The sequence below is a fragment of the Sphingopyxis indica genome (assembly GCF_900188185.1).
Taxonomy (GTDB): domain Bacteria; phylum Pseudomonadota; class Alphaproteobacteria; order Sphingomonadales; family Sphingomonadaceae; genus Sphingopyxis; species Sphingopyxis indica.
This window is the reverse complement of record NZ_FZPA01000005.1, coordinates 180,983-204,113: the sequence shown is the minus strand read 5'-3', so window position 1 is coordinate 204,113 and position 23,131 is coordinate 180,983. Positions and strand designations below refer to the sequence as shown.

Genomic DNA, 23,131 nt, shown 5'->3' with positions numbered 1-23,131 from the left:
TCCTTCGAGACGGGGCTTCGACAAGCTCAGCCCCTCCTCAGGACGAACGGGTTCCGATCCGGAGAATCAGGATAGATACTAACCGAGCAGCTTCGTCGCGCGCTCGCGCCAGCTCGTCGCCAGCACCTCCATCGCGGCCAGCTCGGCGAGCGCCGCGGGCTCGCGCTTGCCGCCGCCCGCGATCAGCAGGCGAAAGGCGCGCTCGACCGGCCAGCCGGGGAGCGGGCGTTCGACGAGTGCCAGAGCGTCGCCCGCCGCGACCGCACCCTCTTCGAGGACACGGTAATACCAGCCGCTGCGCCGCGTCCTGACGACGGTTGCGGGGACGGTCGCGATGCCGAAGCGGTGGCCGAGCTTCCAGCACGGCTGGCGCCCCTGGCTGACCTCGACGAGCGCGCTGCCGAGCCGGTAGCGGTCGCCGATGCACGCCGCATCCTCGACGAGGCCCGAGGTCGAGATATTCTCGCCGAAGGCGCCCGGCGATGCGAGCAGCGCATGGCCGCCGAGCGCGTCGTCCCAGAAGGCATAATGGTCGCGCGGATAATGGTGGATCGCCTTGTCGGGGCCGCCGTGGACCGACAGGTCGGCCTGCTCGTCCCCCGCAATGCCGAGGAAGGTGACGGCGCGCGGGCCGGTCGCGGGCGTCTTGGCGATCGCGCTCGGCTCGCCACGCGCGCCGAAGACGTGCGCCTTGCCGGTGAGGACCGAGTCGATGCGGTAGGTCATGCCCGCTGTCGTGCCGTGCGTCGCCCCAAAAGAAAAGGGGCGACCCCGCGGGGCCGCCCCTTCCTCGTTTCGTGGCTTTCCGAACGGATCAGAAAGCAACGCCCAGGCCGACCGCAAAGGTGTCGAAATCGCTGAAGTTGCCGATGAACTGGTGGCGATATTCGGCCTTGGCGTACATGTTCTGGCCCAGCTTGTGCTGATAGCCGACGCCGGCATAGGGATCGTCGATGTCGGTAAAGGTGTAACCGCCGGTGACATAGGCCTTGCCCGCGGTGCCGACCTTGGCGCCGACGCGGCCGCCGGCCGAGAACTGGACGTCGAAGCCGTCCTTCAGCACCTTGTCGCCCGCGATTTCGGCGCCCGCAAAGGCGGTCGAACCGAGGTCGAAGTCATAGCCGGCGGCGGCACCGATGGTGGCGTCGTCGAGGCCCGAGCCGGTGATGTACCCGCCGCGCACTTCGGCGCGAACCTCGCCGCCGTCGGCGGCCATGGCGGGGACGGCAACGACGGCCGAGAGGAGAGCGGCTGCAACTGCGAATTTTTTCATTGTATGTTCCTTCATTCTAGTCAGGACCGCGCCCTTTGGGTCGTGGCCCGCGCCCTAGATGGGCTTCGCGGCTGTCGCTGCAATGAACGCATCGTTCAGATTATGACAATTTTCTTACCTGTGTTATTTTTACAACACGGTACAGAATGGACATGCCTCTTCGGCCCGCTTTTCAGCGAGAAAAGGAAGCCAACAGGAAGGGAACTCAGCCGAGCGCGGCCTGTTTTTCGGCGGCGATGCGGTCGAGTTCGGCGCGGCTCGGCCTCGTCGCGGCGCTCTTGAGCTGGCCGCAGGCGGCCATGATGTCGCGGCCGCGCGGGGTGCGGACGGGGGCGGAGATCCCGGCCTCGAAAATCAGATTGCTGAACGCGCGCACCCGCTCGGGCGACGAGCATTCATAGGGCGCGCCGGGCCAGGGGTTGAAGGGGATCAGATTGACCTTCGCAGGGAGGCGATACTGCTTGATCAGCCGCACCAGTTCGCGCGCGTCAGCGTCGCTGTCATTCTTGTCCTTCAGCATCACATATTCGAAGGTGATGCGCCGCGCATTGTTCGCGCCGGGATAGGCGGCGCAGGCCTCGAGCAGTTCCTCGATGCCATATTTGCGGTTGAGCGGCACGATCTCGTCGCGAATTTCCTTGCTGACCGCATGGAGCGAGACCGCGAGGTTGACCCCGATCTCCTCGCCCGCGCGCGCCATCATCGGCACGACGCCGCTCGTCGACAGGGTGATGCGGCGTTTCGACAGCGCCAGGCCGTCGCCGTCCATCACGATCTTCAGCGCGCCCTTGACCTCGTCGAAATTATACAGCGGCTCGCCCATGCCCATCATCACGATGTTGGTGAGCATCCGGCCGTCGGCGGTGTAGTGGCCTGCCTCGTCGTCGTCCTGATCGCCGCCCGCCATATTGCCTTTCGGCCATTCGCCGAGCGCGTCGCGCGCGAGCAGCACCTGCCCGACGATCTCGCCCGCGGTCAGGTTGCGCACGAGCCGCATCGTGCCGGTGTGGCAGAAACGGCAGTTCAAGGTGCAGCCGACCTGGCTCGACACGCAGAGCGTGCCGCGGTCGGCGTCGGGGATGAACACCATCTCATATTCCTGGCCGTCGGCGGCGGCGAGCAGCCATTTGCGCGTGCCGTCGTTCGACAGCTGCGCCTCGCGCACCGTCGGGCGGCCGACGATGAAGCGCTCGGTGAGCCAGGGGCGCATCGCCTTTGCAATGTCGGTCATCGCGTCGAAATCGGTGACCCCGCGATGATAGATCCAGTGCCAGATCTGCTTCGCGCGCAGCTTCGCCGCCTTCGCGTCGAGCCCGGCTTCCTCGAGCGCGGCGCGCACGCCCTCGCGCGTCAGGCCGACGAGGTCGACGCGATTGCCCCCGCGCAAGGGGACGGTGCCCGTCGTGACCGGGTCGATATGGCCGGGGATCTGCATGATGGGCGGCCATATAGGGAGGTTGGAGGGAAAGCGCAATTCTCGCTGCTGTCGTCATTGCGAGGAGCGTAGCGACGAAGCAATCCAGGGCGGCGCGGGTGACTCTGGATTGCTTCACTCCGTTCGCAATGACGATCAGCGGGGGTTATAGATTGTTCAGGAACGCCAGCCGTTCGGCCACCATGCCCTCGGCCTCGGCGTTGCGCAGCGGCAGCACATTCTGCACGAGGATCTCGGGCGGCGTCGGCTCCTGCGCGAACAGGTCCATCACCTCGTCGGCATAATCGTCGAGCGGCATATAGCCCTCGCGCGTCGACTGCCCCGGGGTCAGTTCGGTGCGCACCGCGGGCGGGGCGAGTTCGATCACCTCGACCCTGCCTTCCAATTGGACGCGCAGCGCCTGCGTATAGCTGTGCAGCGCCGCCTTGGTCGCCGAATAGGTCGGCGCCTTGGGCAGCGGCACGAAGGCGAGGCCCGAAGTGACGTTGACGATCGCGCTGTCATCCTGCGTCGCGAGATGGTCGATCAGCGCATCGGTCAGCCGGATCGGGCCGAGCAGGTTGGTGATCACGGTCGCCTCGGCGTCGGAAAGGTCGCGCTCGCTGCCGACCGCCTCATACATCATCACCCCGGCGTTGTTGACGAGGATGTTAAGCGCCGGGAAGCGCGCCACGATGTCCTTGGCGAAGGCGGCGATGGCGTCCGCGTCGGTGACGTCGAGCGTCATCGCGTGCATATTCTCGCGGCCCGCGACCGCGGCCTCGAGCTTCGCGGCGTTGCGGCCGGTGACGATCACGGCATTGCCCGCGTCGTGCCAGCGCTGCGCGAGCGCGAGCCCGATGCCCGAGCCGCCGCCGGAGACGAGGATGGTGTTGCCTGTGGTTTTCATGGTGGTTCCTCCGTTTCGGGGTTGGGGAGGACGCCTATTTATGCCTATACTCTCCAAAGGAAAGAAGGCACCCGAAAGTGCCATAGTTACCGAAAAGTGAGAATTGGATAATCCGCCATGCCGCAAGCCGAAAAAATATCGTTCGATCCGCACCCGCCCGTCGATCCGCGCGTCGAGATGCTGGTGAACGAACTGATCGGCCGCGTCGCCGACAAATGGACGCTGCTCGTGCTCGAGGAACTGGAAGATCATGGGACGTGCCGCTTCACCGAGCTCGCGCGGCTCGTTCCCGGTATCAGCCAGAAGATGCTGACCCAGACTTTGCGCGCGATGGAACGCGACGGGCTCGTCCACCGACAGGTGTTCGCGGTCGTGCCGCCCAAGGTCGAATATTGCCTGACCGACCTCGGCCGCAGCCTCGGCGAAGCCTTTTGCGGGGTGTGGCACTGGGCCGAGGCGCATCTGTGCGAGGTCGAGGGCGCGCGCGCCGCGTTCGACGCGCGGGGGGAGGGTAGCAAGTCATCATCGGTGATTTAATAAGCCGTGTGCTCCCGCGGAGGCGGGAGCCCATCTCCCGTTCGTTTCATCTAGAACCGGCCGGAGATGGGTCCCCGCCTTCGCGGGGACACACGGATTTTCTGAGCGCCTTGTTCGACAAGGAGCAGGCCGAAGTGTTGCCGCGTCACTTCGCGCGCGTCGTCACCCGGATCGGCTGGCCCTGCTTCGCCTCGGCGATCGCCAGTTCGGCGTCGGCCGCCGCGAGGCGGCGGGTGTCGCGGCGACATTCGCGAACCTGATTCTTGCCTTCGAGGTCGTAGTCGGGCGCAGTGCCGCAGACCTCGACGACCGCGCGCCAGATCCGGCGGTCGAGTGCGCGCGCGCCCTTGTCGGTAGAAAGGTCGAGGTCGCGATGGTCGACGACCGCCGTTCGGGTGGGGGGCGCATCCTGGGCGAGGGCAGGCTGGCCCAGCGCAAGGGCGGTCAGGGCGGCGAGGATCGGAAGCTTTTGCATCTCAAATCTCCTTCGTCCGGCTGGTTGAGGAGGGGAGGAAGCCGGCAGGAGCAAATTAGGCGTTCGCGCGCGCCGGCGGGAGCAACGATGTTGCGCACTCATTCTGCGAAATTGCAGAATGCGGCGGCAGCGGTTATCGCGCACAAGCAGGGGGCGCCATGTTCGACTGGAACGACCTCAGATCCTTTCTTGCCGTAGCCGAAAGCGGCAGCACGCTTGCGGCGGCGCAGGCGCTGCGCGTCAGCCAGACGACGGTCGCGCGGCGCATCGCGGCGCTTGAAGAGGCGACCGGGCTCGCCCTGTTCGAGCGGCGGCAGGCGGGCTATGCGCTGACCCCGGTGGGGGAGGCGATGCTCGGCCATGCGCTCGCGGTGCGCGAGGCCGCCGACCGCTTCGGCGAGGCCGCGGGCGCGCGCTCGCGCGATACCGGCGGCACGGTCAGCGTCACGACGATGGAAATCTTCGCGGTCACCATCCTGCCGCCGATTCTGCGCGACCTGCGCGCCGCGCATCCCGAAATCCATATCCAGCTCGACACGTCGGACGAGTCGCGCGACCTCGCCGCGGGCGCCGCCGACATCGCGATCCGCAGCAGCAAGCAGCCGTCGGGCGCCGGCCTGGTCGGGCGGCGCATCGCCGACAATGGCTGGACGCTCTATTGCAGCCGCGACTACGCCGATCTGCACGGCATCCCGCACAGCCGCGAGGAACTCGCCGCGCATCCCTTCATCGGCGGCGGCGGCCACGTCTGGGAACCCTATCGGGCGTGGCTGCGCCAATATGCGCTCGAGGATGCGGTGGTGATGCAATATGACACGGCGTCGGGCCTGCTATCGGGCGTGCGCGCGGGGATGGGACTGTCGGTCCTGCCCGCCTTCATCGCCGACCGCGAAAGCGACCTCATCCGCTGCATCCCGCCGAAGAATGAGGACACCACCGGCGTCTGGCTGCTCACCCACGAACGCCTGCGCCACGTGCCGCGCGTGCGGGCGGTGCTCGATTTCCTTGCGAATGCGCTGACGCGGCTGGCGCGGGCTTAGGGATGGCACGGGGGAGAGAAGGCGGTTTTGGGGGAGAAAGTTGTCGTTTCCCGTCTTCGTTATTCCCGCGAAAGCGGGAATCCAGTGCGGGGTTAGCCGACGCACGCCCTGGATTCCCGCTTTCGCGGGAATGACGACATTATAAGGCGCCGAATGCCCCCTGCCGGTCGAGCCGGCACCCTTCCACCCGTTCGTGTCGCGCCAGCCTCCGCAACCGCCTCAGCGGATGCGTGCGCAGCCGAGGGCCGCGGCGTCGATGGCGGTCGCGGCGGCAAGATCAGCGGCGTCTTCGGCTCGATCATCGAGATGCGCGGGCCATGGGAACGCGTGACCGATGCGCGCGCGCCTGTCCTGAAGGCTATTTTTTGAGGCCGATCTCGCGCAGCCGCTCCTGCAGATAGTCGTCGGCGGTGATCGGCACCGGATAAAGGTCCGGATGCTCGGCGTCGATGCAGCTATCCAGCGTCTCGATCCGGTAATCCGAGCGGAAATGCAGGAAGAAGGGCATCGAATAGCGCGCGACGCCGGCGCGGCCCTCGTCGGGATTGCGCACGCGGTGCGTCGTCGAGGGCAGGCGGTTGTTGGTCAGCCGTTGCAGCATGTCGCCGACATTGACCGCCATCGCGCCCGGCGGCGGCGAAACGGGAAGCCAGCTGCCGTCCTTGTCGAGAATCTCGAGTCCCGCTTCCTCGGCACCGAGCAGCAGGGTGATCGTATTGATATCCTCATGCGCTTCGGCGCGAATGCCCTTCGCGGGCGCCTCGACCGGCGGATAGTGGAGCAGGCGCATCACGCTGTTGCCGTCCTTCACCGTGTCGTCGAAGAAATCGGGCGCAAGGCCGAGGTAGCGCGCGATACCCGAAAGCAGCCGGCCGCCGACGCGGTCGAACTCGGCGAACAACGCCTCGAAGGTCGTGCGAAAGCTCTCGACTTCGCCCGGCCAGACATTGTTCGGCTGCTGCGCGGCGAGGCGGTGTCCCGCGGGAAGGTCGCGGCCGACGTGCCAGAATTCCTTGAGGTCGACTTCCTTGGCGCCCTTTGCGATCTCGGTGCCGAACGGCGTATAGCCGCGCGCGCCGCCGCCGCCGGGGATGAAATAGGCGCGCTTGACCGCTTCGGGCAGCGCGAAAAATTCCTTCGCCTTCGTCCAGGCGCGGTCGATCAGCGCCGGGTCGATGCCATGGTCGGTGATCATCGCGAAGCCGAAGCGCTCGAACGAGGCGCCGAAATCCTGCGCGAAGCGATCGGCGGGCAGCGATAGGGAAATGACGGGAACGGCGGCGGTCATGCTGTTAATCCATAATGTTGAGGCTGTGGCGCGGCTTGCCGGCGGACCGGCGGCGCGTCTTTGACATGAACGGGGATTTAGGCGCTCGGGCGGCCATGCGAAAGGAAAAAAGGCGGTTCCCCCACCCGTTTGCCTCGGCTAAGCCCCGCGCCATGGGCAAGCAATATTGGCTGATGAAATCCGAACCCGACGCCTATAGCTGGGACGACCTCGTCCGCGACGGCAGCGGCATCTGGGACGGCGTGCGCAACCACACCGCCAAGCAGAATATGCAGGCGATGAAGGTCGGCGACGAGGCGCTTTTCTATCACAGCAATATCGGCAAGGAATGCGTCGGCATCATGCGGATCGTCGAGACCGCCTTTCCCGACCCGACCGCCGACGCGGGTTCGCCGTGGGTCGTGGTGCGCGTCGAACCGGTGCGCCCGCTCGCGCATCCGGTGTCATTGAAGGCGATCAAGGCCGATCCCAGGCTCGCTGATATGGAACTCATCCGCCAGTCGCGCCTGTCGGTCGCGCCGGTGCGTGCCGCCGAATGGCAGCATATCCTGAAAAGGTCCGAACAGCCCGAAGACTGATCAGGCGCCGAGCTTTGCCTGCAAATGGCTCGCCACCGACGGGTGGAGCGGTTCGACGAATTCGCAGCCATAGCTGCAGCCTTCGGCGCGGCGCACGATCGCCTCGCGCGGTTCCAGCCCCGGCAGGCTGACCCAGATGCGCTTGCCGATCGCCTGACGCGAATAGGTGAACATGCGAAAGCCCGTCGATGACAGGTCGTAAAGTTCGGCGTCGAACGGATTCTGCCCGGCTTCGCGAAAGCGTACGCGGCCATCGACCGAAGCGCGCCGGGCGCGGCGGGCATTGGCGGGGGGATTGAGCGTGGGGGCGGTGCTCGGCACGGTCGGTCGCCTTCATATTGTTTCGATTCGGGTCGAAACTAGCGCCCGGGTGGTTAGCGCAAGATCAACGCAGAGCGTGAAGGAAGCCGGTTAAGGCGGCGTTGGTCCTGTTTCCATCAAATGGCTCGGAAAGGGGGTGACGAGGCTCGCCGCGTCGCGCCAGTCGGCGGTGAGCCAGCGGATATGGTCCTCGCGGTGCAGGATCACCGGCATCGTCGCTCCCTGATGGCGCTCGACCAGCGAATTGGGCTCGGTCGTCAGCACCGCGAAGCTCGGCCAGTCCTCGGTCTGGCGGTGGATGCCGGCGAAGGCGAAGACATGTTCGCCGGCGAGCGAATACCAAAGCTGCCGCTTGGCGCCGGCAGTCCCCGACCAGCCGGCAAAGGCGGTCGCGGGGATCAGGCAGCGCAATTCGGGATGGCGCAGCGTGCCGGTCCAGAAGGGGCTTTGCAGGTTGCGCACGCTCGTTACCGGCCGATCCCCGCGCGGCGGCGGCGGGACGCCCCACAGCTTCGGTCGCAGCACGGGACGCGACCCGGGGCGGCCGTCGCCGACGACGACCGGCGCCGGGCGGCCGGGCGTCACATAGCCGCCTTGCCATGGGTCTTTTCCCGCCTTGGCGCCTAGCACCGCCGCGATTTCGGCGGCGTAGGCGTCGAGGCGATAGAGGATCAAGGGGTCATACCAAGCTGCAGAGATCGCAACCTATGAGGATTGTCAGTCCCGTTTGCTGGCGAGGAGCGGCGGAGGCGGCGATGTGGTTCATCGTCGTGACGCTGCGACGACGTCCAGCGGACGGGACTGGCAACCCTGCGGGCGGTCTTCTGGCGCCCCCCCGGACTTCGTCACGCCCTCGGCACGATGCACCGCATCGCTCCTTCGGGCGCTCCTCGCCGAGAACCGCCAGAAGGCCGTCCTCATAGGTTGCGATCTCTGCAGCTTGGTATCAGTCCGACGGGCGCACGCGGCCGCGCATCGCCTTCACCGATCCGCGCGCCTTCTTGCCCTCGATGCGGCGCGCCTTGGCGGCCTTGCTCGGCCTGGTCTTGATGCGCCGCTCGGGGCGCTTGAGCGCAGCGTCGATCAGGTCGGAAAGGCGCGCGCGCGCATCGGCGCGGTTCGCCTCCTGCGTGCGGAAACGCCGCGCGAGGATGATCAGTTCGCCGTCGGCGGTCATCCGGCTTCCCGCAAGCGCCTTCAGCCGCCGCCAGGCATCGGGCGCGAGGCCGAGCGCATAGACGTCGACGCGCAGCTGGCATGCGGTCGCGACCTTGTTGACATTCTGCCCGCCGGGTCCCGAGCCGGCGAGGAAGCGTTCGCTGATCGCGCTTTCGGGAATCTCAGCCACGGGTCGGCGCGGCTCCCTCGGGCGCGGCAAAGCCCAGCGCGGCGAAGCGATCGGGGAAGGGCGCCTCGGCGATAATCGGCGGCTTGACGTCACGGTCCACGACCAGCCGCTCGGCGTGCAGCAGGGTGCGATCGCGCCCCGTGCCGGCGCCATAGACCGGATCGCCCGCAATCGCGAAGCCGAGGCCTTCGAGCGCGTGGACGCGCAGCTGGTGCGTGCGCCCCGTCTCGGGACGGAAACGAAGCAGCGCGCGGCCGTCCGCGACGGCGAGCTTTTCCCAATGCGACACCGAGGGCTTGCCTTTCGCGTCGCCGACCATCCGCCAGCCCGCCTCCGCGGTCGAAACCTTGGCGAGCGGCAGGTCGATCGTGCCGCGCTCGCCGTCGGGGATGCCGTCGAGGATCGCGAGATATTGCTTCTCGACCGCGCGCCCCTCGAAGGCGCGGGTGAAGCGGCCGTGCGCCTTGGGGTTGCGCGCGAGAAGCAGGCAGCCCGAGGTATCGCGGTCGAGCCGGTGGACAGGAAGCGGCCAGCGCTTGAAGCCGAAGCGCAGGCTGTCGAGATGATTTTCGAGGCTGAGGCTGCCGTCGCGCGGCGGGTCGACCGGCAACCCTTCGGGTTTGTCGATGACGAGGGCCTCGCCGTCGAGGAACAGGACGCGGTCGGATAGGAGCATGGAGCGCGCTATAGGGCGGCGGCGGTCCGACCGAAAGGGGAAAGCTCGGATCGCAAAAGCGGTGGCGGCTTTGGGGTTGGGAGGGGACATAGCGATCCTATTAAGCCCCTCCCCTTCAGGGGAGGGGCTTCCTCGTCCCTACGACTGGTATCGCCCGAAAGTCGCCGTATCCACGAGCGGGACAATCGCCTCCTTCCGTCAATTAATCGGCAGGAAATCGCGCTGATATTCGTCCTTCAGCGCGTGGACGACCGCCGCGGTCACCGGCAGGTTGATCGTGTAGCTGCCCTCGGCATAGGGGCCGACTTCATAGGGGGCGATGGCGATCGTCATGCGGTCGAGATATTTGCTGTCGGTCGAGCCGAGCCGGATCGTCTGCGCCGATGCGGAGGGGCATTGGCCGAAGCTGCTGTCGGGGTCGCGCGACCAGTCGATGCCCTTCGCCGCCTTGGCGCGCTCGACGCCGGCGCACAGATCGTCGTTGACCGCCCGGTCGAACGCTTCGCCGCTTTCGAACAGGTCGAGCGGCTTCAGCCGCTTGGCATGATTGCGATCCCAGACGAGCGAGTCGAAGCTGTGCATCCCGTGCGCGCCGCCCATATAGGTGTCGATCTCGGCCGACAGGCTGAGGAAGCGCGGGGTGCTCGCGACGCGCTTCCACGTCTGAAGATGGCTGTGCGGATGATAGGGAAAGCCGTTCTTTTCGGCGTCGTCCTTGTCGCGCTTCGCCGTTTCGATCAGCGCTTCGCGCTGCTTTTCGCGATCATTGTCGAGCCACGCCGCGAGATCGGGGATGCGCGCCGCCTCGCGCGGATAGGCATAGGCGAATTCGATGAGGTCGTTCGACAGCTTGACCTCGGACTCAGTGGCTTCCTTCGCGGCAATGTCCTTCGCGCCGTCGGGCGGGGCGCCCGGCACCGAAGCGGCTGCCATTTTTTCGGCGGGGGACTGCGGCTTTTCCGAGCAGCCGGCGGCGAACAGCGCGCCGGTCAGGACGAGCGCGGCGGAGGAGCGGGAGAACATCGTCATGGCCGAACAACGCCGGGAATCGACAAAGTTTCCCTATCGGCTTAGGCAGATGGAGCATGATCGACTATTCCGACCTGATCCAGCCCGACAAGGGGCAGGATGCGCGCGCCATCCATCTCGTCGACAAGAAGAGCTATGATGCGTGGCTGACCGGCCGCAGCGCGCGCGAACGCGCCGCGCTCGCCGCCGCCGCCTACAAGCCCGACGCTTACGCCCATGCGATCCTGCCGGGCGACGATGCCGAAAGCTGGTCGGTCGTCACGACCGTCGCCGATGTCGAGAATCTGTCGGCCTGGTGTCTCGCCAAGCTGGGGCAGGTGCTTCCCGAAGGGCGCTATCGCATCGAGGGGCGGCAGCCGGGCAAGGCGCTGTTCGGCTGGATGAGCGGGCAATATCGCTTCGACAGCTATCGCACCAGGGAGGAGGCGCGCGGTCCGCGCGTGCTGCTGACCGCCGACGTCGGTGCGATCGCGCCGATGGTCGCCGAAGCGCGCGCGACCGCGCTCGTCCGCGACCTCGTCAACACCCCCGCCGCCGACATGGGACCGGCGGCGCTCGAAAAGGAGGCCGCGCGGATCGCGAAGGCGCATGGCGCGACGCTGGCCGTCACCAAGGGCGAGGCGCTCGAACAGGGCTATCCGATGATCCACGCGGTGGGCCGTGCCGCCGCCAAGCATCATGCGCCGCGGCTGATCGAGATCGTCTGGGGCAAGGAGGATCATCCGCGCGTCGCGCTCGTCGGCAAGGGGATCGCCTTCGACAGCGGCGGGCTCGACATCAAGCCCGCGGCGGGAATGCGGCTGATGAAGAAGGATATGGGCGGCGCCGCGCACGTCCTTGCGCTTGCCGAGCTGGTGATGGCGACCGGGTTGCCGATCCGCCTTCACTGCCTTGTCGCCGCGGCCGAAAATGCGATTTCGTCGGATGCCTTCCGCCCCGGCGACGTGCTCAAGAGCCGCAAGGGACTGACGGTCGAGATCGGCAACACCGATGCCGAAGGCCGGCTGGTGCTCGGCGACGCGCTCGCCAAAGCGGGCGAGGACAAGCCCGAACTGATCGTCGATTTCGCGACGCTGACCGGCGCCGCGCGCGTCGCGCTCGGTCCCGACCTGCCCGCGCTCTATGCCAATGACGATGCGCTTGCTGCCGACCTGATCGCGGGCGGCACCGACCGCGACGATCCCGTCTGGCGGATGCCGCTGTGGGACGGCTATGCCGACCTCCTCGAAACCGACATCGCCGACCTCGGCAATGCGGGCAGCTCGGCCTTTGCGGGGTCGATCACCGCAGCGCTGTTCCTGAAACGCTTCGTCCCCGACGATACGCGCTGGGCGCATTTCGATACTTTCGCCTGGCGTCCGACGGCGAAACCCGGGCGCCCGAAGGGCGGCGCGGCACTGGGTCTGCGCGCGGCGTGGGCGATGCTGCAGGCGCGCTACGACCGCCGCGGCCGCGGCTGAACCCGCTTGATCAAGCGCGGCGCGCTGGTCTAATGCCGCGCGATTGTCCGCGATCCCGCGGATCTTTGGCTTTGCACAGGACGAGATGTGACCGCGAACAAGGGCGATAATTCAGCATTGAACCGGGTGCGCATGGGGCGCCCCGGCGCTGCCGGCGCGGGCCGCGACCGCTTCGGGCTCGCCGGCGTCGCGCAGGATTTCGACCCGCGCATCGTCGCGATCCGCCCCGACCTCGCCGACATCGCGGTCGCGGGGACCCATTTCGCGCCGCATTATGCCGCGCCCAAGATGACGAGCTGCGTCCTGCCCTCGGCCGCGATACGCGCCGCACCATCGCTCGATGCCGAGCAGACGAGCGAGCTGCTGTTCGGCGAAGGCTTCGCGTTGCTCGACGTCACCGGCGGCTGGGCGTGGGGCTATGGCCTTGCCGACCATTATGTCGGCTATCTGGCCGCCAATGCGCTCGGCAACCCGATCGCGCCGACGCACCGCGTCGCGGCCGCCGAGGCGCGCCTTCATTCCGCCCCCGACGCGGCAAGCGGCGGGTCGGCGATCCTGCCCTATGGTGCGCTGGTGATGGGCGAGGTGCAGGGCGACTGGCTGCGCACGGTCCACGGCTATATCGAGATGGACGCGCTCGCGGAGATCGACGCATTCGACGCCGATCCCGCCGCGGTCGCCGAAGCGATGATCGGGACGCCCTATCATTGGGGCGGGCGCACCGCGCAGGGGATCGACTGTTCGGGGCTCGTCCAGCTCGCATGGAGCGCGGCGGGCATCCATCTGCCGCGCGACAGCGACCTGCAACTCGCGGCGCTCGGCAGCGACAAGGATGTCGCGCCCGCCGGCCTGGCGCGCGGCGACCTGGTCTTCTTTCCCGGCCATGTCGGGATCATGGCCGACCGCGACACGCTGATACATGCGAGCAAGCACAGCATGTCGGTCGCCGCCGAACCGCTCGCCGACGTCATTGCGCGCTTCGCGGCCGAGGGGCACGACCCCGCGGTCAGCGGCATGAAGCGGGTGCGTTGAGGCGATGACGCAGACGGTCTTCATCGACGGCGCGGCCGGAACCACGGGGCTGGAAATCGCCGAGCGGCTCGCGGGACGGAGCGAGTTTACGCTGCTGCGCCTGGACGAAGCGCGGCGCAAGGAGGCCGCCGCGCGGCGCGAGGCGCTGAACGAGGCCGATTTCGTTATCCTCTGCCTGCCCGACGATGCCGCGCGCGAGGCGGCCGCGATGATCGACAATGATCGGACTCGCGTCATCGACGCCTCGACCGCGCACCGCGTCGCGCCGGGCTGGGTCTATGGCCTGCCCGAAGTCAGCGGCCACGACGCGGTCGCCGCGGCGATGCGCGTGTCGAACCCCGGCTGCTATTCGACGGGCTTCATCGCGCTCGTCGCGCCGCTGGTCCGCGCCGGGCTGCTTCCCGCCGACTGGCCCTATAGCTGCAACGCGGTCAGCGGCTATTCGGGCGGCGGCAAGGCGCTGATCGAGCGCTTCGAGGCCGATCGCGACATCGCGTGGCGCGGTTATGCGCTGGCGCTCGGGCACAAGCATGTCCCCGAGATGCAGGCGCGCTGCGGGCTTGCCGTCGCGCCGCTCTTTTCGCCCGCGGTGATCCCCGCGCATCGCGGCATGGTGGTCGAGGTGCCGCTGCCGCTCGGCGCGATGCCCGGCGCGGCGACGCCCGATGCGCTGCGCGCCGCGCTCGCCGAATATTATGCCGGCAGCCCGATCGTGGGGATGGGCGAAGCGCCCGCCGACGGCGAGATGCTGCTGCGCGCCTCGGACGGCGGCAGCGACCGGCTCGACCTGTTCGTCTTTGCCAATGGCGACGGCAGCCAGGCGCGCCTCGTCGCGCGGCTCGACAATCTGGGCAAGGGCGCGAGCGGCGCCTGCGTCCAGAATCTGAACATCATGGCGGGCCTGCCCGAAACCGCGGGGCTGCGGCTTTAGATCCCGATCATCTTTGAATGAAGCGCTTGAGAAAGCGCGTGTGTCCCCGCCCTTCGTCTGCCTTGGCAGGCGCTCAGGATAAACTTCAGCCAGAGGCTGAAGGCGGGGACCCATCTCCGGCGGGTTCAAGGCAGAAGGGTCGGGAGATGGGCTCCCGCCTGCGCGGGAGCACACGGCTTATTCAGTCAAAGCTGATCTTGCTCTAGCGCAGGTCTCGCTTCCCGCCGGCGCTAGGCTTATTCGGCCGCTTCGAGTTCGGCCGGCGCGGCTGCGGCGGCGGAGGTGCGCGCATGGCCGAAGCGCAGCACACCGTCGTCGACCGGCCCGCTCTTCATGTCGATCCGGTCCTGCACATAATTCTGGCTGAGCCGCCACGGCAGATCGACCGCGCTCTTCGGCATGATGTGCAGCGCGCGCTGGATATAGCCCGACGAGAAATCGAAGATATTCTCTTCGGTCAGGCTCGACGGATCGGCGAGGAGCGGCGTTGCGACCTCGGTGCGGGTGTCGCGCATGTGGTTGAGGACGCGGCAGACATATTCGGACACGATATCGGCGCGCAGCGTCCAGCTCGCGTTGAGATAGCCGAACACCGCCGAGAAATTCGGCACGTTCGAGAACATGCACGCCTTGTAATAGAAATGCTCGCTCCAGTCGATGAGGTCGCCGTCGACGCGCACCGGAATCTTGCCCGCCACCGCCAGCTTCAGGCCGGTTGCCGTGATGATGATGTCGGCGTCGAGGTGGCGGCCCGACTTGAGCTGAATGCCGCTCTTGTCGAAGCGCTCGATATGGTCGGTGACGACCGATGCCTTGTCGGCCTTCATCGCTTCGAAGAAATCGGCGTCGGGGACGAGACACAGCCTTTGTTCCCACGGATTATAGGGCGGGGTGAAGGCGACCGGGTCATAGCGGTCGCCGAGCGCTTCCTTCAGCTTTTTGGTCAGGAAATCGGCGACCTTTTCGGGCTTTTCGCGCGCGCGGCGGAAGACGATGTCCTGCAGCCGGATATTCTTGAAGCGGGTGATCCGATAGGCGAGCTTTTCGGGCAGGATCTTGCGCAGGAAATTGGCGAGCGCGTCCTTGGCGGGGCGGATCGCATACCAGGTCGGGGTGCGCTGCAGCATCGTCACATGCGCCGCCTTGCCGGCGATCGACGGGACGATGGTGACCGCGGTCGCCCCCGATCCGATCACCACGACGCGCTTGCCGGCATAGTCGAGATTTTCGGGCCAGAATTGCGGGTGGACGATCTGACCCTCGAAATCCTCGCGCCCCGCGAAGTTGGCGTCATAGGGTTCGTCATAGTCGTAATAGCCCGAGCCGAGATAGAGCCAGCGCGCGGTGGTGGTCGAGGTTGCGCCGCTTTCGTCCTCGAGCGTCACCGTCCAGCGCGCGTCGGCGCTGCTCCAGTCGGCGCTGACGACCTTGCGGTTGAAGCGGATGCGCTCGCGGATGCGGCGCTCGTCGACGATGCGATTGAGATAATCGAGGATGGCGGGGCCGTCGGCGATCGACTTTTCATGCTTCCACGGCTCGAAGACGAAGCCCAGCGTGTGCATGTCGCTGTCCGAGCGGATGCCGGGATAGCGGAACAGGTCCCAGGTGCCGCCCAGATTGGCGCGGCGCTCGACCAGCGCGAAACTGCGGTCAGGCGAATGCAGTTGCAGATGCACTGCCATGCCGATGCCCGAGATGCCGGCGCCGACGATCAGCACATCCTGATCGACCGGGGCAGCCTTTGCCTGCGCGGGGCGTTCCTCCGTCGCCGTGCCTGCCATCATCATGTCTCCCGTTTTTACTATCGAGCGGGTCGGTGCCCTGGCTCGCTTCGAGCAGCAGCTTACGCATAGCGTTGCATTTTGCAATCGAATTGACGTTTACGGAAACTGCGAGGCCTGGAACGCAGCCCATTGCCGCTGTCACGATATTGTCATAGGGGCGTCACCCAATTGTCATCAACGGCCGCTGCCCCCGGCCGCCGGTCAGGAAAGGAGGAGGCGTCATGCGACAGATCGCGGTTCTCCCCTATCGCTTCGGCGGCCCCGGGCGCGACGGCCCGACCGAGATATTGCTCATCACCTCGCGCGGCACCGGGCGCTGGGTGATTCCCAAGGGCAATCCGCTCACCGGCCTGTCGCGCCACGCCTCGGCGGCGATCGAGGCCGAGGAGGAAGCCGGAGTGCTCGGCGCGGTCTGCCCGACCGCGATCGGCAGCTATCATTATCGCAAGCGCCGCGCCAATGGCGCGTCGGTGATGCTCAACGTCGAGGTGTTTCCGCTCGCGGTGACCAAGGAACTCGGCGAATGGAAGGAGCAGGACGAGCGCGAGCGGCGCTGGTTCGCGCTCGACAAGGCCGCCGAGGTCGTCGATGAGCCCGACCTGCAGGCGATGATCCGCTCCTTCGGCGACAGCGGCTTTCGCGCGGCTGCGCGCACGAGCGGCGTCGTCGATACGATTGCAGACAAGACGGGGGTTAGCCGCATGTTCGCCTGGTTCCAGCGCCTGCTGCCGCGGCAGGGCAATTTCTTCGAGCTGTTCGAACGCCATGCGGCGACGCTCGCCGCAGGATCGGAGGCGCTCGCGCGGCTGCTCCAGGGCGGCGACGGCATGGCGGACCATATTCAGGAAATCGTCGAGCGCGAGCACGACGCCGACGCGATCACCCGCGAAGTGCTGCAGACGGTGCGCCGCACCTTCCTGACCCCCTTCGACCGCAGCGCGATCACCGACCTGATCGCCTCGATGGACGATGCGATCGACGAGATGCAGAAGACCGCGGGGGCGGTCGACCTTTACGACGTCCGCGAATTCGATCCCGAAATGCGCGACATCGCGGGCATCATCGTCGATTCGGCGCGGCTGACGGTCGAGGCGCTGCCGCTCCTGCGCAATATTTCGGCGAACGGCCCGCGGCTGCACGAGCTGACCGAGCGGCTGGTGCGCATGGAAGGCCATGCCGACGAGATCCACGCGGCGGGGCTCAAGCGGCTGTTCCGCGAACATGGCGAGCAGAACACGATCCACTTCATGATCGCGCGTGAGCTTTACAGCCACCTCGAACGCGTCGTCGACCGATTCGAGGATGTCGCGAACGAGATCGACGGCCTGGTCATCGACCACGCGTAAGCGGGGGCGCCGCCATGCATGAACTCGCCTTTCCCTTCCTTGCCGGACTGATCGTCCTTGCGCTGGCGTTCGATTTTCTGAACGGCCTGCACGACGCCGCGAACAGCATCGCGACCGTCGTCGCGACGCGGCTCCTCAGGCCGGTGCAGGCGGTGATGTTCGCCGCCTTCTTCAATTTCGCGGCCTATTTCCTCAGCCTCGTCTTTCCGGCGCTGCACAAGGTCGCCGAGACGATCGGCGCGGGGCTGATCGACAAGGATCTGGTGACGCCGGCGGTGGTGTTCGGCGCGCTCGTCGGGGCGATGTTCTGGAACGTCGTCACCTGGCTCAAGGGCATTCCCTCCTCGTCGAGCCACGCGCTCGTCGGCGGCATCGTCGGCGCCGGGGTCGCGCATGCGGGGTTCGAGGGCATCGAATGGTCTGGGCTCAACAAGACCGTCATCGCGATCTTCCTCTCGCCGCTGCTCGGGATGCTGCTGTCGATGCTCGTGATGCTCGCGAGCAGCTGGGCGCTGCGCGGTGCCACCGCGAAATTCGCCGAGCGGACCTTCCGCACGCTGCACCTCTTTTCCTCGGCAGCCTATTCGCTGAGCCACGGGCTCAACGACGCGCAGAAGACGATGGGGGTGATCGCGGTATTGCTCTATTCGACCGGCTATATGACCGGCGATTTCCACGTCCCGCACTGGGTCGCCTTCGCCTGCTATATCGCGATCGCGCTGGGGACCTTGTCGGGCGGGTGGAAGATCATCGAGACGATGGGCGGGCGGATCACCAAGCTGTCGCACCATCAGGGCTTCGCCGCCTCGACCGGCGGCTCGATCATGGTCTTTGCCGCGAGCCTGCTCGGCATTCCGGTGTCGACGACGCACACGATCACCGGCAGCATCATCGGCGCCGGCGTCGCGCGCCGCGCGAGCGCGGTGCGCTGGGGCGTCGCGAGCAACGTCGTCGTCGCCTGGTTCATCACCATCCCCGCGAGCGCGGTGGTCGCCGCGATCTTCTATTCGCTGACGCGGCTGTTCTAAGCCCGCTTCCGCGGCGATCGGTGCCATTCTGGCGGCAATTTTTCTTCGGTCTTTGCCGCGCTGCGCGTCCGCGCTAGGCAAGGCCGCAGGTAAGAGGCAGGGGAAATCCGGAATGATCGCAGTCGTTCGGCTGATGGCGCTGCTGGGGGCGTCGCTTTCGCTCGGCGTGGCGATGGCGGCGCAGACGGGCGCCGCGCCGGAGCGCCCCGACTTCACGCGCATGACCGATGCCGAGCTGTTGTCCGCCTTCGCCGACGCAGCCCAGCGCAAGGAAACCGACTTCTGCGGCTTCCTTGTTCCGCTCTATTGGCAGATGGAGATGCGCGGCAGCTTCAATCCGAATGTGAAATATATGCGCGCCGCTGCGGAGATGAGTTGTGCGGTTTCGGAAGAGCGCTGGACCGATGCCTATCAGAAGCTGAAATATGTTCGCGGCTCGGGAAAGATCGAGCTGGACAGGATTGCGTCGATCAACATCGCCGCGCTGGCGGGCGATCGCGCGGCCGCTTCCGCCGACCTGATTGCCTTTCTCGACTCTCCGGAAGCCGAAGGGCAGACTGAGCCGCTGGCGCAAACCGCGCGCAACCTGTTCCACTCCCATCGCCAGGCCAAAGATTACGAAGGACTGCTCGCACTGATGCGCGGCTTGGATACGCCCGGCCATCTGGCCAGCTTTTCCGAGGACATGCAGATCTCGATCAAGTCGGATCATTTTACCGCGGAGGTCGAGGCGGGCCACCCCGACCGAGCCATCGAGCTGGTGGATCAGACCGTGCTGGCCGATTCGGTGATCGACGTGCTTGGTGATCGACGGTTCGAAAAATACTGGCCGCAGCTCGAGGCCAAGGCTGGCCTCCATCTGCAGGTGTTTCTCGAGGCCGAGCTCCGCCGAGCCGTTGCGAATTACCAGAGTCAACCCGACAAGCCCGGCGCGATCAGGAGCCTGGCGCTGGCCTATCTGCGCAACGGACGTTTCGAGGAGGTCGTTGCGCTTCTCGACAAACATCAACCTTCTGATTTTACCGGCTTGTCGGAGGATATGGGCTGGGCGCTCAACGCCAAAGTCTATGCGCTCGATGCGCTGGGCCGTCACGACGCGGCCGGCGACATCTTCGACCGCATCGTCGCTCAGGCAGACGACCCCTCCACAAGCGCGTGGATGGTCAATTTCGCGATCAATCGCGGCGAGCGGCTGGTCGATCTCGGGCAATATGAGCGGGGATTGGAAGCGGCCGAATTGGCGGGACGCATCGCCGAGGAGGGTGGGAACGGCTATGCTCGCATGCTTGTGCGGCGCGCCAAGCTGTGCGCGTTGACGGCGCTCGGGCGCGAGGGCGAGGCCAAGGCCGTCATGATGGATGTCGAGCAACATCTGGCCGATTCGGCGCCCGTGGCGGCGGCCGCCATGCTGTGTGGCGGCGCCGAGGATCGCGCCGCAGAGATCGTCCGCAATGAACTGAACGACCGATACCGCGCGATGCCCATGATAAGAGCGCTGCAAAAGCAGAGTTTCGATCTGTACGGCACGTCGTCGGTGACGCCCTCGCTCGCGCTGCGGGTTCGACCGCGCGCCGATGTGGCTCCCGTTTTCGAAAGGGTCGCGCGCGATATTCCGCTCGAATATGCTCCCGCCTTTGGAACAAGGCGCGAAGAACTGGCGGCGCACGGCGGGAATGCCGTGCCGAACCAAAGTCAGGCCGCGACCACCCCGTAAAGATCATGCTCGTCGGCGTCCTCGACGACGACATCGATGATATCGCCGGCCTTCAGGCTCGCGGCGACGTCGCGCAGATAGACATGGCCGTCGATTTCGGGCGCGTCGGCCTGGCTGCGGCCGGTCGCGCCGATGCTGCCCTCTTCGTCGGCCTCGCCGACCTCGTCGATGATGACGGGGAGGGTGCGGCCGATTTTGGCTTCCAGCTTGGCGGCGCTGATCGCGGCGGTCTTGGCCATGATCCGCTGATAGCGTTCTTCCTTGACCTCTTCGGGCACCGGATTGTCGAGCGCATTCGCCTGCGCGCCCGCGACGGGTTCGAAGCGGAAGGCGCCGACGCGGTCGAGCTGCGCTTCGTCGAGCCAGTCGAGGAGATATTGAAAGTCCGCCTCGGTCTCGCCGGGGAAGCCGACGACGAAGCTCGACCGGATCGCGATGTCGGGGGCGATGGCGCGCCATGCCTTGAGCCGCTCGAGCACCTTCGCTTCGTTCGCGGGGCGCTTCATGCGCTTGAGCACGCTCGGGCTCGCGTGCTGGAAGGGAATGTCGAGATAGGGGGTGAGCAGCCCCTCGGCCATCAACGGGATCACCGCATCGACGTGCGGATAGGGATAGACATAGTGGAGGCGCACCCACGGCGCGTGGCCCTCGCCGGTGCGGAGCTGGCCGAGTTCGCGCGCGAGGTCGGTCATGTGCGCGCGCACCTCGCGACCGTGCCACTGGCGCGGGTTGTGGCGGATATCGACGCCATAGGCCGAGGTATCCTGGCTGATGACCAGCAACTCCTTCGTCCCCGCCGCGACGAGTTTTTCGGCTTCGCGCAGCACCGCGTCGATGCGGCGGCTGACGAGCTTGCCGCGCAGGTCGGGGATGATGCAGAAGGAGCAGCTATGGTTGCAGCCCTCGGAGATCTTCAGATAGCTGTAGTGGCGCGGCGTCAGCTTCAGCCCGCCCTCGGGGACGAGATCGACGAACGGCCCCTGCGTCGGCGGTGCGGCGTCGTGGACGGCATCGACGACCTGCTCATATTGATGCGCGCCGGTGACCGCGAGCACCTTGGGGAAGCGCGCGCGGATCGCCTCGGCCTCATTGCCCATGCAGCCGGTGACGATGACGCGGCCATTCTCGGCCATCGCCTCGCCGATCGCCTCGAGGCTTTCCTCCTTCGCCGAATCGAGGAAGCCGCAGGTGTTGACGAGCACGACGTCGGCGCCCGCATAGTCGGGCGACAAACCATAGCCGTCGGCGCGGAGCCTGGTTAGAATCCGTTCGCTGTCGACGAGCGCTTTCGGACAGCCGAGCGAAACCATGCCGACTTTCGGCTGGGCGGGGAGGGTCCTGGTTATCATGATCGGGCGCGCCCATAGGCGATTTTTGCGGCTTTGTCACGCGCGGCGCGTTTGGGCATGGAAAAGCTGCGCAGGACGAAAGGAAACGCAATGATCGGAGTGTGGGCGGCAATCTCGGCGGCACTTGCCGTCGCGGCGGGCGCGTTCGGGGCGCATGGCGCCGCGGGGGTGCAGGAAGCCGACTGGCTGCGGACGGGCGGAATCTATCAGCTGGTGCATGCGGTCGCCGCGCTCGCGATCATGGACTTTGCGCGGGGCCCTGCGATCCTGCTGCTCGTCGGCGCGGCGATCTTTGCGGCCACCCTCTATGCGATGGCGCTCGGCGCGCCGCGCTGGCTCGGCGCGGTGACGCCGCTCGGCGGCGCCCTGCTGATCATCGGCTGGCTGTGGGCGGCGTGGCTCTATTGGCGGGGGTGAGGGATTATCCCGCCTCGCACGGTATCACCTCGACGACGAGGTCGCCGAGCTTGAGATTCTGTGCCTCCGCTTCCCAGAAGCCATAAGGCCGGCCGCCGCGATAGATGCGCAGGCCGCGGCCGCCGCTCGCGAGCGCGTCGAGGCTCTTGCCGACCTCTTCGGGATGCACCGGCCGTTCATTGAGCTGCACCTTGCCCGTCACCGAGGCGAGGTCGGCCATATAGTCGGCGACATGCGCCCCTTGCGCCGATCCCGCGAGCAGCAGGCCGGTGAAATTGACCGGGTTGATGACATTGTTTGCGCCCGCCTGCCGCGCGAGCAGCTCATTGTCCTGCGCGCGGATGACGACGCTGATCGGCACCTGCGGCGCGAGGTGGCGGACGGTGAGGACGATCAGGATCGAGGTGTCGTCGCGCCCCGCCGAAACGAGGACGGTCTGCGCCGCCGCGATGCGGACGTCGAGCAGCGTCTCGTCGCTCGACGCATCGCCCTGCAGCACGTTGCAGCCCATCTCCTCCGCCGCCGCGATCCGCGAGTTCGACGGGTCGATGACGACGATGTCCGCGGGATCGGTGCCGCGCGCGATCAGCTCCTTCACCGCTTCGGAGCCGCTGATGCCAAAGCCGAGGACGACGATATGGTTGGTGAGCTTTGCCTGGATGCGGGCCATGCGCCATTTTTCCCATGTGCGTTTGATGACGAAGCTATAGGCGGTGCCGACGAAGATGAAGAGCACCGCGATGCGGATCGGCGTCACGATCACCGATTCGATCAGCCGCGAGCGGTCGGAGATCGGCGCGATGTCGCCGAAACCGGTCGTCGTGACCGAAATCATCGTGAAATAGACGACGTCGAGGAAGCTGACGTGACCGTCGTGATGGTCGACCAGCCCTTCGCGGTCGATCCAGTGGACCATGATCACGAAGAAGATGAGCAGGAAGGCGAGCCCGAGCCGCGCCGCGACGTCGGCCCAGACCGGCCAGCGGCTCGCACGGCGAAGCGGCTGGAACCGGCGCTGGCTTTTCACCCTGGTCTGTCTGCGATCGCTCATCGCGGCGGCAACTGCTTCATCGCCCCATCGCTACCCGATTTGCGTGCGACTGGAAATGCCGTTGCCGCCCTCGAACCCGATCGCGGTTTAGGGGTGGGGGGCGGACGGTCCTCCCCGTGCCGGGGAGGAT

General features: G+C 66.7%; 24 protein-coding genes. 10 read left to right on the top strand and 14 right to left on the bottom strand.

Annotated elements, in window-relative coordinates:
* Window positions 1–78 precede the first annotated feature (78 nt).
* The 4 genes from CHB69_RS09250 to CHB69_RS09235 form a co-directional block, all read right to left on the bottom strand.
* A complete protein-coding gene (locus CHB69_RS09250; protein WP_089215717.1) occupies window positions 79–726 on the bottom strand; it encodes an MOSC domain-containing protein in 648 nt (215 codons plus the stop codon).
* A gap of 88 nt (window positions 727–814) precedes the next feature.
* A complete protein-coding gene (locus CHB69_RS09245; protein ID WP_089215716.1) occupies window positions 815–1,273 on the bottom strand; it encodes a hypothetical protein in 459 nt (152 codons plus the stop codon).
* Between the two features lie 205 nt (window positions 1,274–1,478).
* Window positions 1,479–2,708, bottom strand: coding sequence for a dual-specificity RNA methyltransferase RlmN (gene rlmN, locus CHB69_RS09240; protein ID WP_089215715.1), 1,230 nt, complete (start codon window positions 2,706–2,708; stop codon window positions 1,479–1,481).
* Window positions 2,709–2,853: 145 nt separating this feature from the next.
* Entirely contained in the window at window positions 2,854–3,597 is a 744-nt protein-coding gene (locus CHB69_RS09235; RefSeq protein WP_089215714.1) for an SDR family oxidoreductase, read from the bottom strand.
* 117 nt (window positions 3,598–3,714) lie between these two features.
* Here CHB69_RS09235 and CHB69_RS09230 point away from each other — a divergent pair, with 117 nt between their 5' ends.
* On the top strand, window positions 3,715–4,134 hold the full coding sequence (locus CHB69_RS09230) for a winged helix-turn-helix transcriptional regulator (protein WP_089215713.1): 420 nt from the start codon (window positions 3,715–3,717) through the stop codon (window positions 4,132–4,134).
* 145 nt (window positions 4,135–4,279) lie between these two features.
* Here the strand turns inward: CHB69_RS09230 and CHB69_RS09225 are convergent, their stop codons facing one another.
* Entirely contained in the window at window positions 4,280–4,609 is a 330-nt protein-coding gene (locus tag CHB69_RS09225) for a UrcA family protein (protein ID WP_089215712.1), read from the bottom strand.
* Window positions 4,610–4,767: 158 nt separating this feature from the next.
* Between CHB69_RS09225 and CHB69_RS09220 the strand changes: the two genes are divergently transcribed.
* Window positions 4,768–5,649: a LysR family transcriptional regulator gene (locus CHB69_RS09220; protein WP_089215711.1), complete on the top strand. Its 882-nt coding sequence runs from the start codon at window positions 4,768–4,770 to the stop codon at window positions 5,647–5,649.
* Between the two features lie 358 nt (window positions 5,650–6,007).
* On the opposite strand, the gene CHB69_RS09215 is transcribed toward CHB69_RS09220, so the two are convergent.
* Complete coding sequence (locus CHB69_RS09215) at window positions 6,008–6,937, bottom strand: isopenicillin N synthase family dioxygenase (protein WP_089215710.1); 930 nt, start codon at window positions 6,935–6,937, stop codon at window positions 6,008–6,010.
* Window positions 6,938–7,089: 152 nt separating this feature from the next.
* Between CHB69_RS09215 and CHB69_RS09210 the strand changes: the two genes are divergently transcribed.
* On the top strand, window positions 7,090–7,515 hold the full coding sequence (locus CHB69_RS09210; RefSeq protein WP_089215709.1) for an EVE domain-containing protein: 426 nt from the start codon (window positions 7,090–7,092) through the stop codon (window positions 7,513–7,515).
* Here CHB69_RS09210 and CHB69_RS09205 read toward each other — a convergent pair whose 3' ends face one another.
* From CHB69_RS09205 to CHB69_RS09185, 5 genes are all read right to left on the bottom strand, one after another.
* A complete protein-coding gene (locus CHB69_RS09205) occupies window positions 7,516–7,836 on the bottom strand; it encodes a PilZ domain-containing protein (protein ID WP_089215708.1) in 321 nt (106 codons plus the stop codon).
* A gap of 90 nt (window positions 7,837–7,926) precedes the next feature.
* Entirely contained in the window at window positions 7,927–8,511 is a 585-nt protein-coding gene (locus CHB69_RS09200) for an SOS response-associated peptidase family protein (protein WP_170935500.1), read from the bottom strand.
* Window positions 8,512–8,782: 271 nt separating this feature from the next.
* Window positions 8,783–9,184: an alternative ribosome rescue aminoacyl-tRNA hydrolase ArfB gene (arfB, locus tag CHB69_RS09195; protein WP_089215706.1), complete on the bottom strand. Its 402-nt coding sequence runs from the start codon at window positions 9,182–9,184 to the stop codon at window positions 8,783–8,785.
* A complete protein-coding gene (locus tag CHB69_RS09190) occupies window positions 9,177–9,860 on the bottom strand; it encodes an RluA family pseudouridine synthase (protein ID WP_089215705.1) in 684 nt (227 codons plus the stop codon). The genes arfB and CHB69_RS09190 overlap by 8 nt, the downstream gene beginning before the upstream one ends.
* 198 nt (window positions 9,861–10,058) lie before the next feature.
* Window positions 10,059–10,889 carry a DUF4163 domain-containing protein gene (locus CHB69_RS09185; RefSeq protein ID WP_245836663.1) on the bottom strand — a complete coding sequence of 277 codons (831 nt, stop codon included), beginning with the start codon at window positions 10,887–10,889 and terminating at the stop codon, window positions 10,059–10,061.
* Between the two features lie 56 nt (window positions 10,890–10,945).
* Here CHB69_RS09185 and CHB69_RS09180 point away from each other — a divergent pair, with 56 nt between their 5' ends.
* From CHB69_RS09180 to argC, 3 genes are all read left to right on the top strand, one after another.
* Window positions 10,946–12,349 carry a leucyl aminopeptidase family protein gene (locus CHB69_RS09180; protein ID WP_089215704.1) on the top strand — a complete coding sequence of 468 codons (1,404 nt, stop codon included), beginning with the start codon at window positions 10,946–10,948 and terminating at the stop codon, window positions 12,347–12,349.
* An 87-nt stretch (window positions 12,350–12,436) separates the two neighbouring features.
* Window positions 12,437–13,381, top strand: coding sequence for a C40 family peptidase (locus CHB69_RS09175; protein WP_245836662.1), 945 nt, complete (start codon window positions 12,437–12,439; stop codon window positions 13,379–13,381).
* 4 nt (window positions 13,382–13,385) lie between these two features.
* Window positions 13,386–14,312: an N-acetyl-gamma-glutamyl-phosphate reductase gene (gene argC / locus CHB69_RS09170; protein WP_089215702.1), complete on the top strand. Its 927-nt coding sequence runs from the start codon at window positions 13,386–13,388 to the stop codon at window positions 14,310–14,312.
* Between the two features lie 236 nt (window positions 14,313–14,548).
* Here the strand turns inward: argC and CHB69_RS09165 are convergent, their stop codons facing one another.
* Entirely contained in the window at window positions 14,549–16,093 is a 1,545-nt protein-coding gene (locus CHB69_RS09165; protein WP_089215748.1) for a flavin-containing monooxygenase, read from the bottom strand.
* Window positions 16,094–16,317: 224 nt separating this feature from the next.
* On the opposite strand from CHB69_RS09165, the gene CHB69_RS09160 reads away from it, so the two are divergent.
* The 3 genes from CHB69_RS09160 to CHB69_RS09150 all read left to right on the top strand — a co-directional run bounded on the left by CHB69_RS09160 (window position 16,318) and on the right by CHB69_RS09150 (window position 20,184).
* The gene (locus CHB69_RS09160; protein WP_170935499.1) at window positions 16,318–17,442 is read left to right on the top strand and encodes a DUF47 family protein; all 1,125 of its coding nucleotides are present in this window, start codon (window positions 16,318–16,320) and stop codon (window positions 17,440–17,442) included.
* Between the two features lie 14 nt (window positions 17,443–17,456).
* Complete coding sequence (locus CHB69_RS09155; protein ID WP_089215701.1) at window positions 17,457–18,470, top strand: inorganic phosphate transporter; 1,014 nt, start codon at window positions 17,457–17,459, stop codon at window positions 18,468–18,470.
* Window positions 18,471–18,603: 133 nt separating this feature from the next.
* Window positions 18,604–20,184, top strand: a complete 1,581-nt coding sequence (locus CHB69_RS09150; protein ID WP_089215700.1) for a tetratricopeptide repeat protein — start codon at window positions 18,604–18,606, stop codon at window positions 20,182–20,184.
* Here CHB69_RS09150 and rimO read toward each other — a convergent pair.
* Window positions 20,163–21,533, bottom strand: a complete 1,371-nt coding sequence (gene rimO / locus CHB69_RS09145; protein WP_089215699.1) for a 30S ribosomal protein S12 methylthiotransferase RimO — start codon at window positions 21,531–21,533, stop codon at window positions 20,163–20,165. The two genes, CHB69_RS09150 and rimO, sit on opposite strands and share 22 nt — an antisense overlap.
* A gap of 90 nt (window positions 21,534–21,623) precedes the next feature.
* Between rimO and CHB69_RS09140 the strand changes: the two genes are divergently transcribed.
* Entirely contained in the window at window positions 21,624–21,950 is a 327-nt protein-coding gene (locus CHB69_RS09140) for a DUF423 domain-containing protein (RefSeq protein ID WP_089215746.1), read from the top strand.
* A 4-nt stretch (window positions 21,951–21,954) separates the two neighbouring features.
* Here the strand turns inward: CHB69_RS09140 and CHB69_RS09135 are convergent, their stop codons facing one another.
* Entirely contained in the window at window positions 21,955–23,001 is a 1,047-nt protein-coding gene (locus tag CHB69_RS09135) for a potassium channel family protein (RefSeq protein ID WP_089215698.1), read from the bottom strand.
* Between the last annotated feature and the right edge of the window lie 130 nt (window positions 23,002–23,131).

Bases quoted from the DNA above. Each gene is read 5' to 3' on its own strand.
- CHB69_RS09155 (WP_089215701.1), top strand. From the start codon at position 17,457: ATGCATGAACTCGCCTTTCCCTTCCTTGCCGGACTGATCGTCCTTGCG.
- CHB69_RS09135 (WP_089215698.1), bottom strand. From the start codon at position 23,001: ATGAGCGATCGCAGACAGACCAGGGTGAAAAGCCAGCGCCGGTTCCAG.
- CHB69_RS09220 (WP_089215711.1), top strand. From the start codon at position 4,768: ATGTTCGACTGGAACGACCTCAGATCCTTTCTTGCCGTAGCCGAAAGC.
- CHB69_RS09215 (WP_089215710.1), bottom strand. From the start codon at position 6,937: ATGACCGCCGCCGTTCCCGTCATTTCCCTATCGCTGCCCGCCGATCGC.
- CHB69_RS09140 (WP_089215746.1), top strand. From the start codon at position 21,624: ATGATCGGAGTGTGGGCGGCAATCTCGGCGGCACTTGCCGTCGCGGCG.
- CHB69_RS09150 (WP_089215700.1), top strand. From the start codon at position 18,604: ATGGCGCTGCTGGGGGCGTCGCTTTCGCTCGGCGTGGCGATGGCGGCG.
- CHB69_RS09225 (WP_089215712.1), bottom strand. From the start codon at position 4,609: ATGCAAAAGCTTCCGATCCTCGCCGCCCTGACCGCCCTTGCGCTGGGC.
- CHB69_RS09180 (WP_089215704.1), top strand. From the start codon at position 10,946: ATGATCGACTATTCCGACCTGATCCAGCCCGACAAGGGGCAGGATGCG.
- CHB69_RS09160 (WP_170935499.1), top strand. From the start codon at position 16,318: ATGCGACAGATCGCGGTTCTCCCCTATCGCTTCGGCGGCCCCGGGCGC.
- CHB69_RS09185 (WP_245836663.1), bottom strand. From the start codon at position 10,889: ATGACGATGTTCTCCCGCTCCTCCGCCGCGCTCGTCCTGACCGGCGCG.
- CHB69_RS09250 (WP_089215717.1), bottom strand. From the start codon at position 726: ATGACCTACCGCATCGACTCGGTCCTCACCGGCAAGGCGCACGTCTTC.
- CHB69_RS09210 (WP_089215709.1), top strand. From the start codon at position 7,090: ATGGGCAAGCAATATTGGCTGATGAAATCCGAACCCGACGCCTATAGC.
- CHB69_RS09235 (WP_089215714.1), bottom strand. From the start codon at position 3,597: ATGAAAACCACAGGCAACACCATCCTCGTCTCCGGCGGCGGCTCGGGC.
- CHB69_RS09165 (WP_089215748.1), bottom strand. From the start codon at position 16,093: ATGGCAGGCACGGCGACGGAGGAACGCCCCGCGCAGGCAAAGGCTGCC.
- rlmN (WP_089215715.1), bottom strand. From the start codon at position 2,708: ATGCAGATCCCCGGCCATATCGACCCGGTCACGACGGGCACCGTCCCC.
- CHB69_RS09230 (WP_089215713.1), top strand. From the start codon at position 3,715: ATGCCGCAAGCCGAAAAAATATCGTTCGATCCGCACCCGCCCGTCGAT.
- argC (WP_089215702.1), top strand. From the start codon at position 13,386: ATGACGCAGACGGTCTTCATCGACGGCGCGGCCGGAACCACGGGGCTG.
- rimO (WP_089215699.1), bottom strand. From the start codon at position 21,533: ATGATAACCAGGACCCTCCCCGCCCAGCCGAAAGTCGGCATGGTTTCG.
- CHB69_RS09245 (WP_089215716.1), bottom strand. From the start codon at position 1,273: ATGAAAAAATTCGCAGTTGCAGCCGCTCTCCTCTCGGCCGTCGTTGCC.
- CHB69_RS09190 (WP_089215705.1), bottom strand. From the start codon at position 9,860: ATGCTCCTATCCGACCGCGTCCTGTTCCTCGACGGCGAGGCCCTCGTC.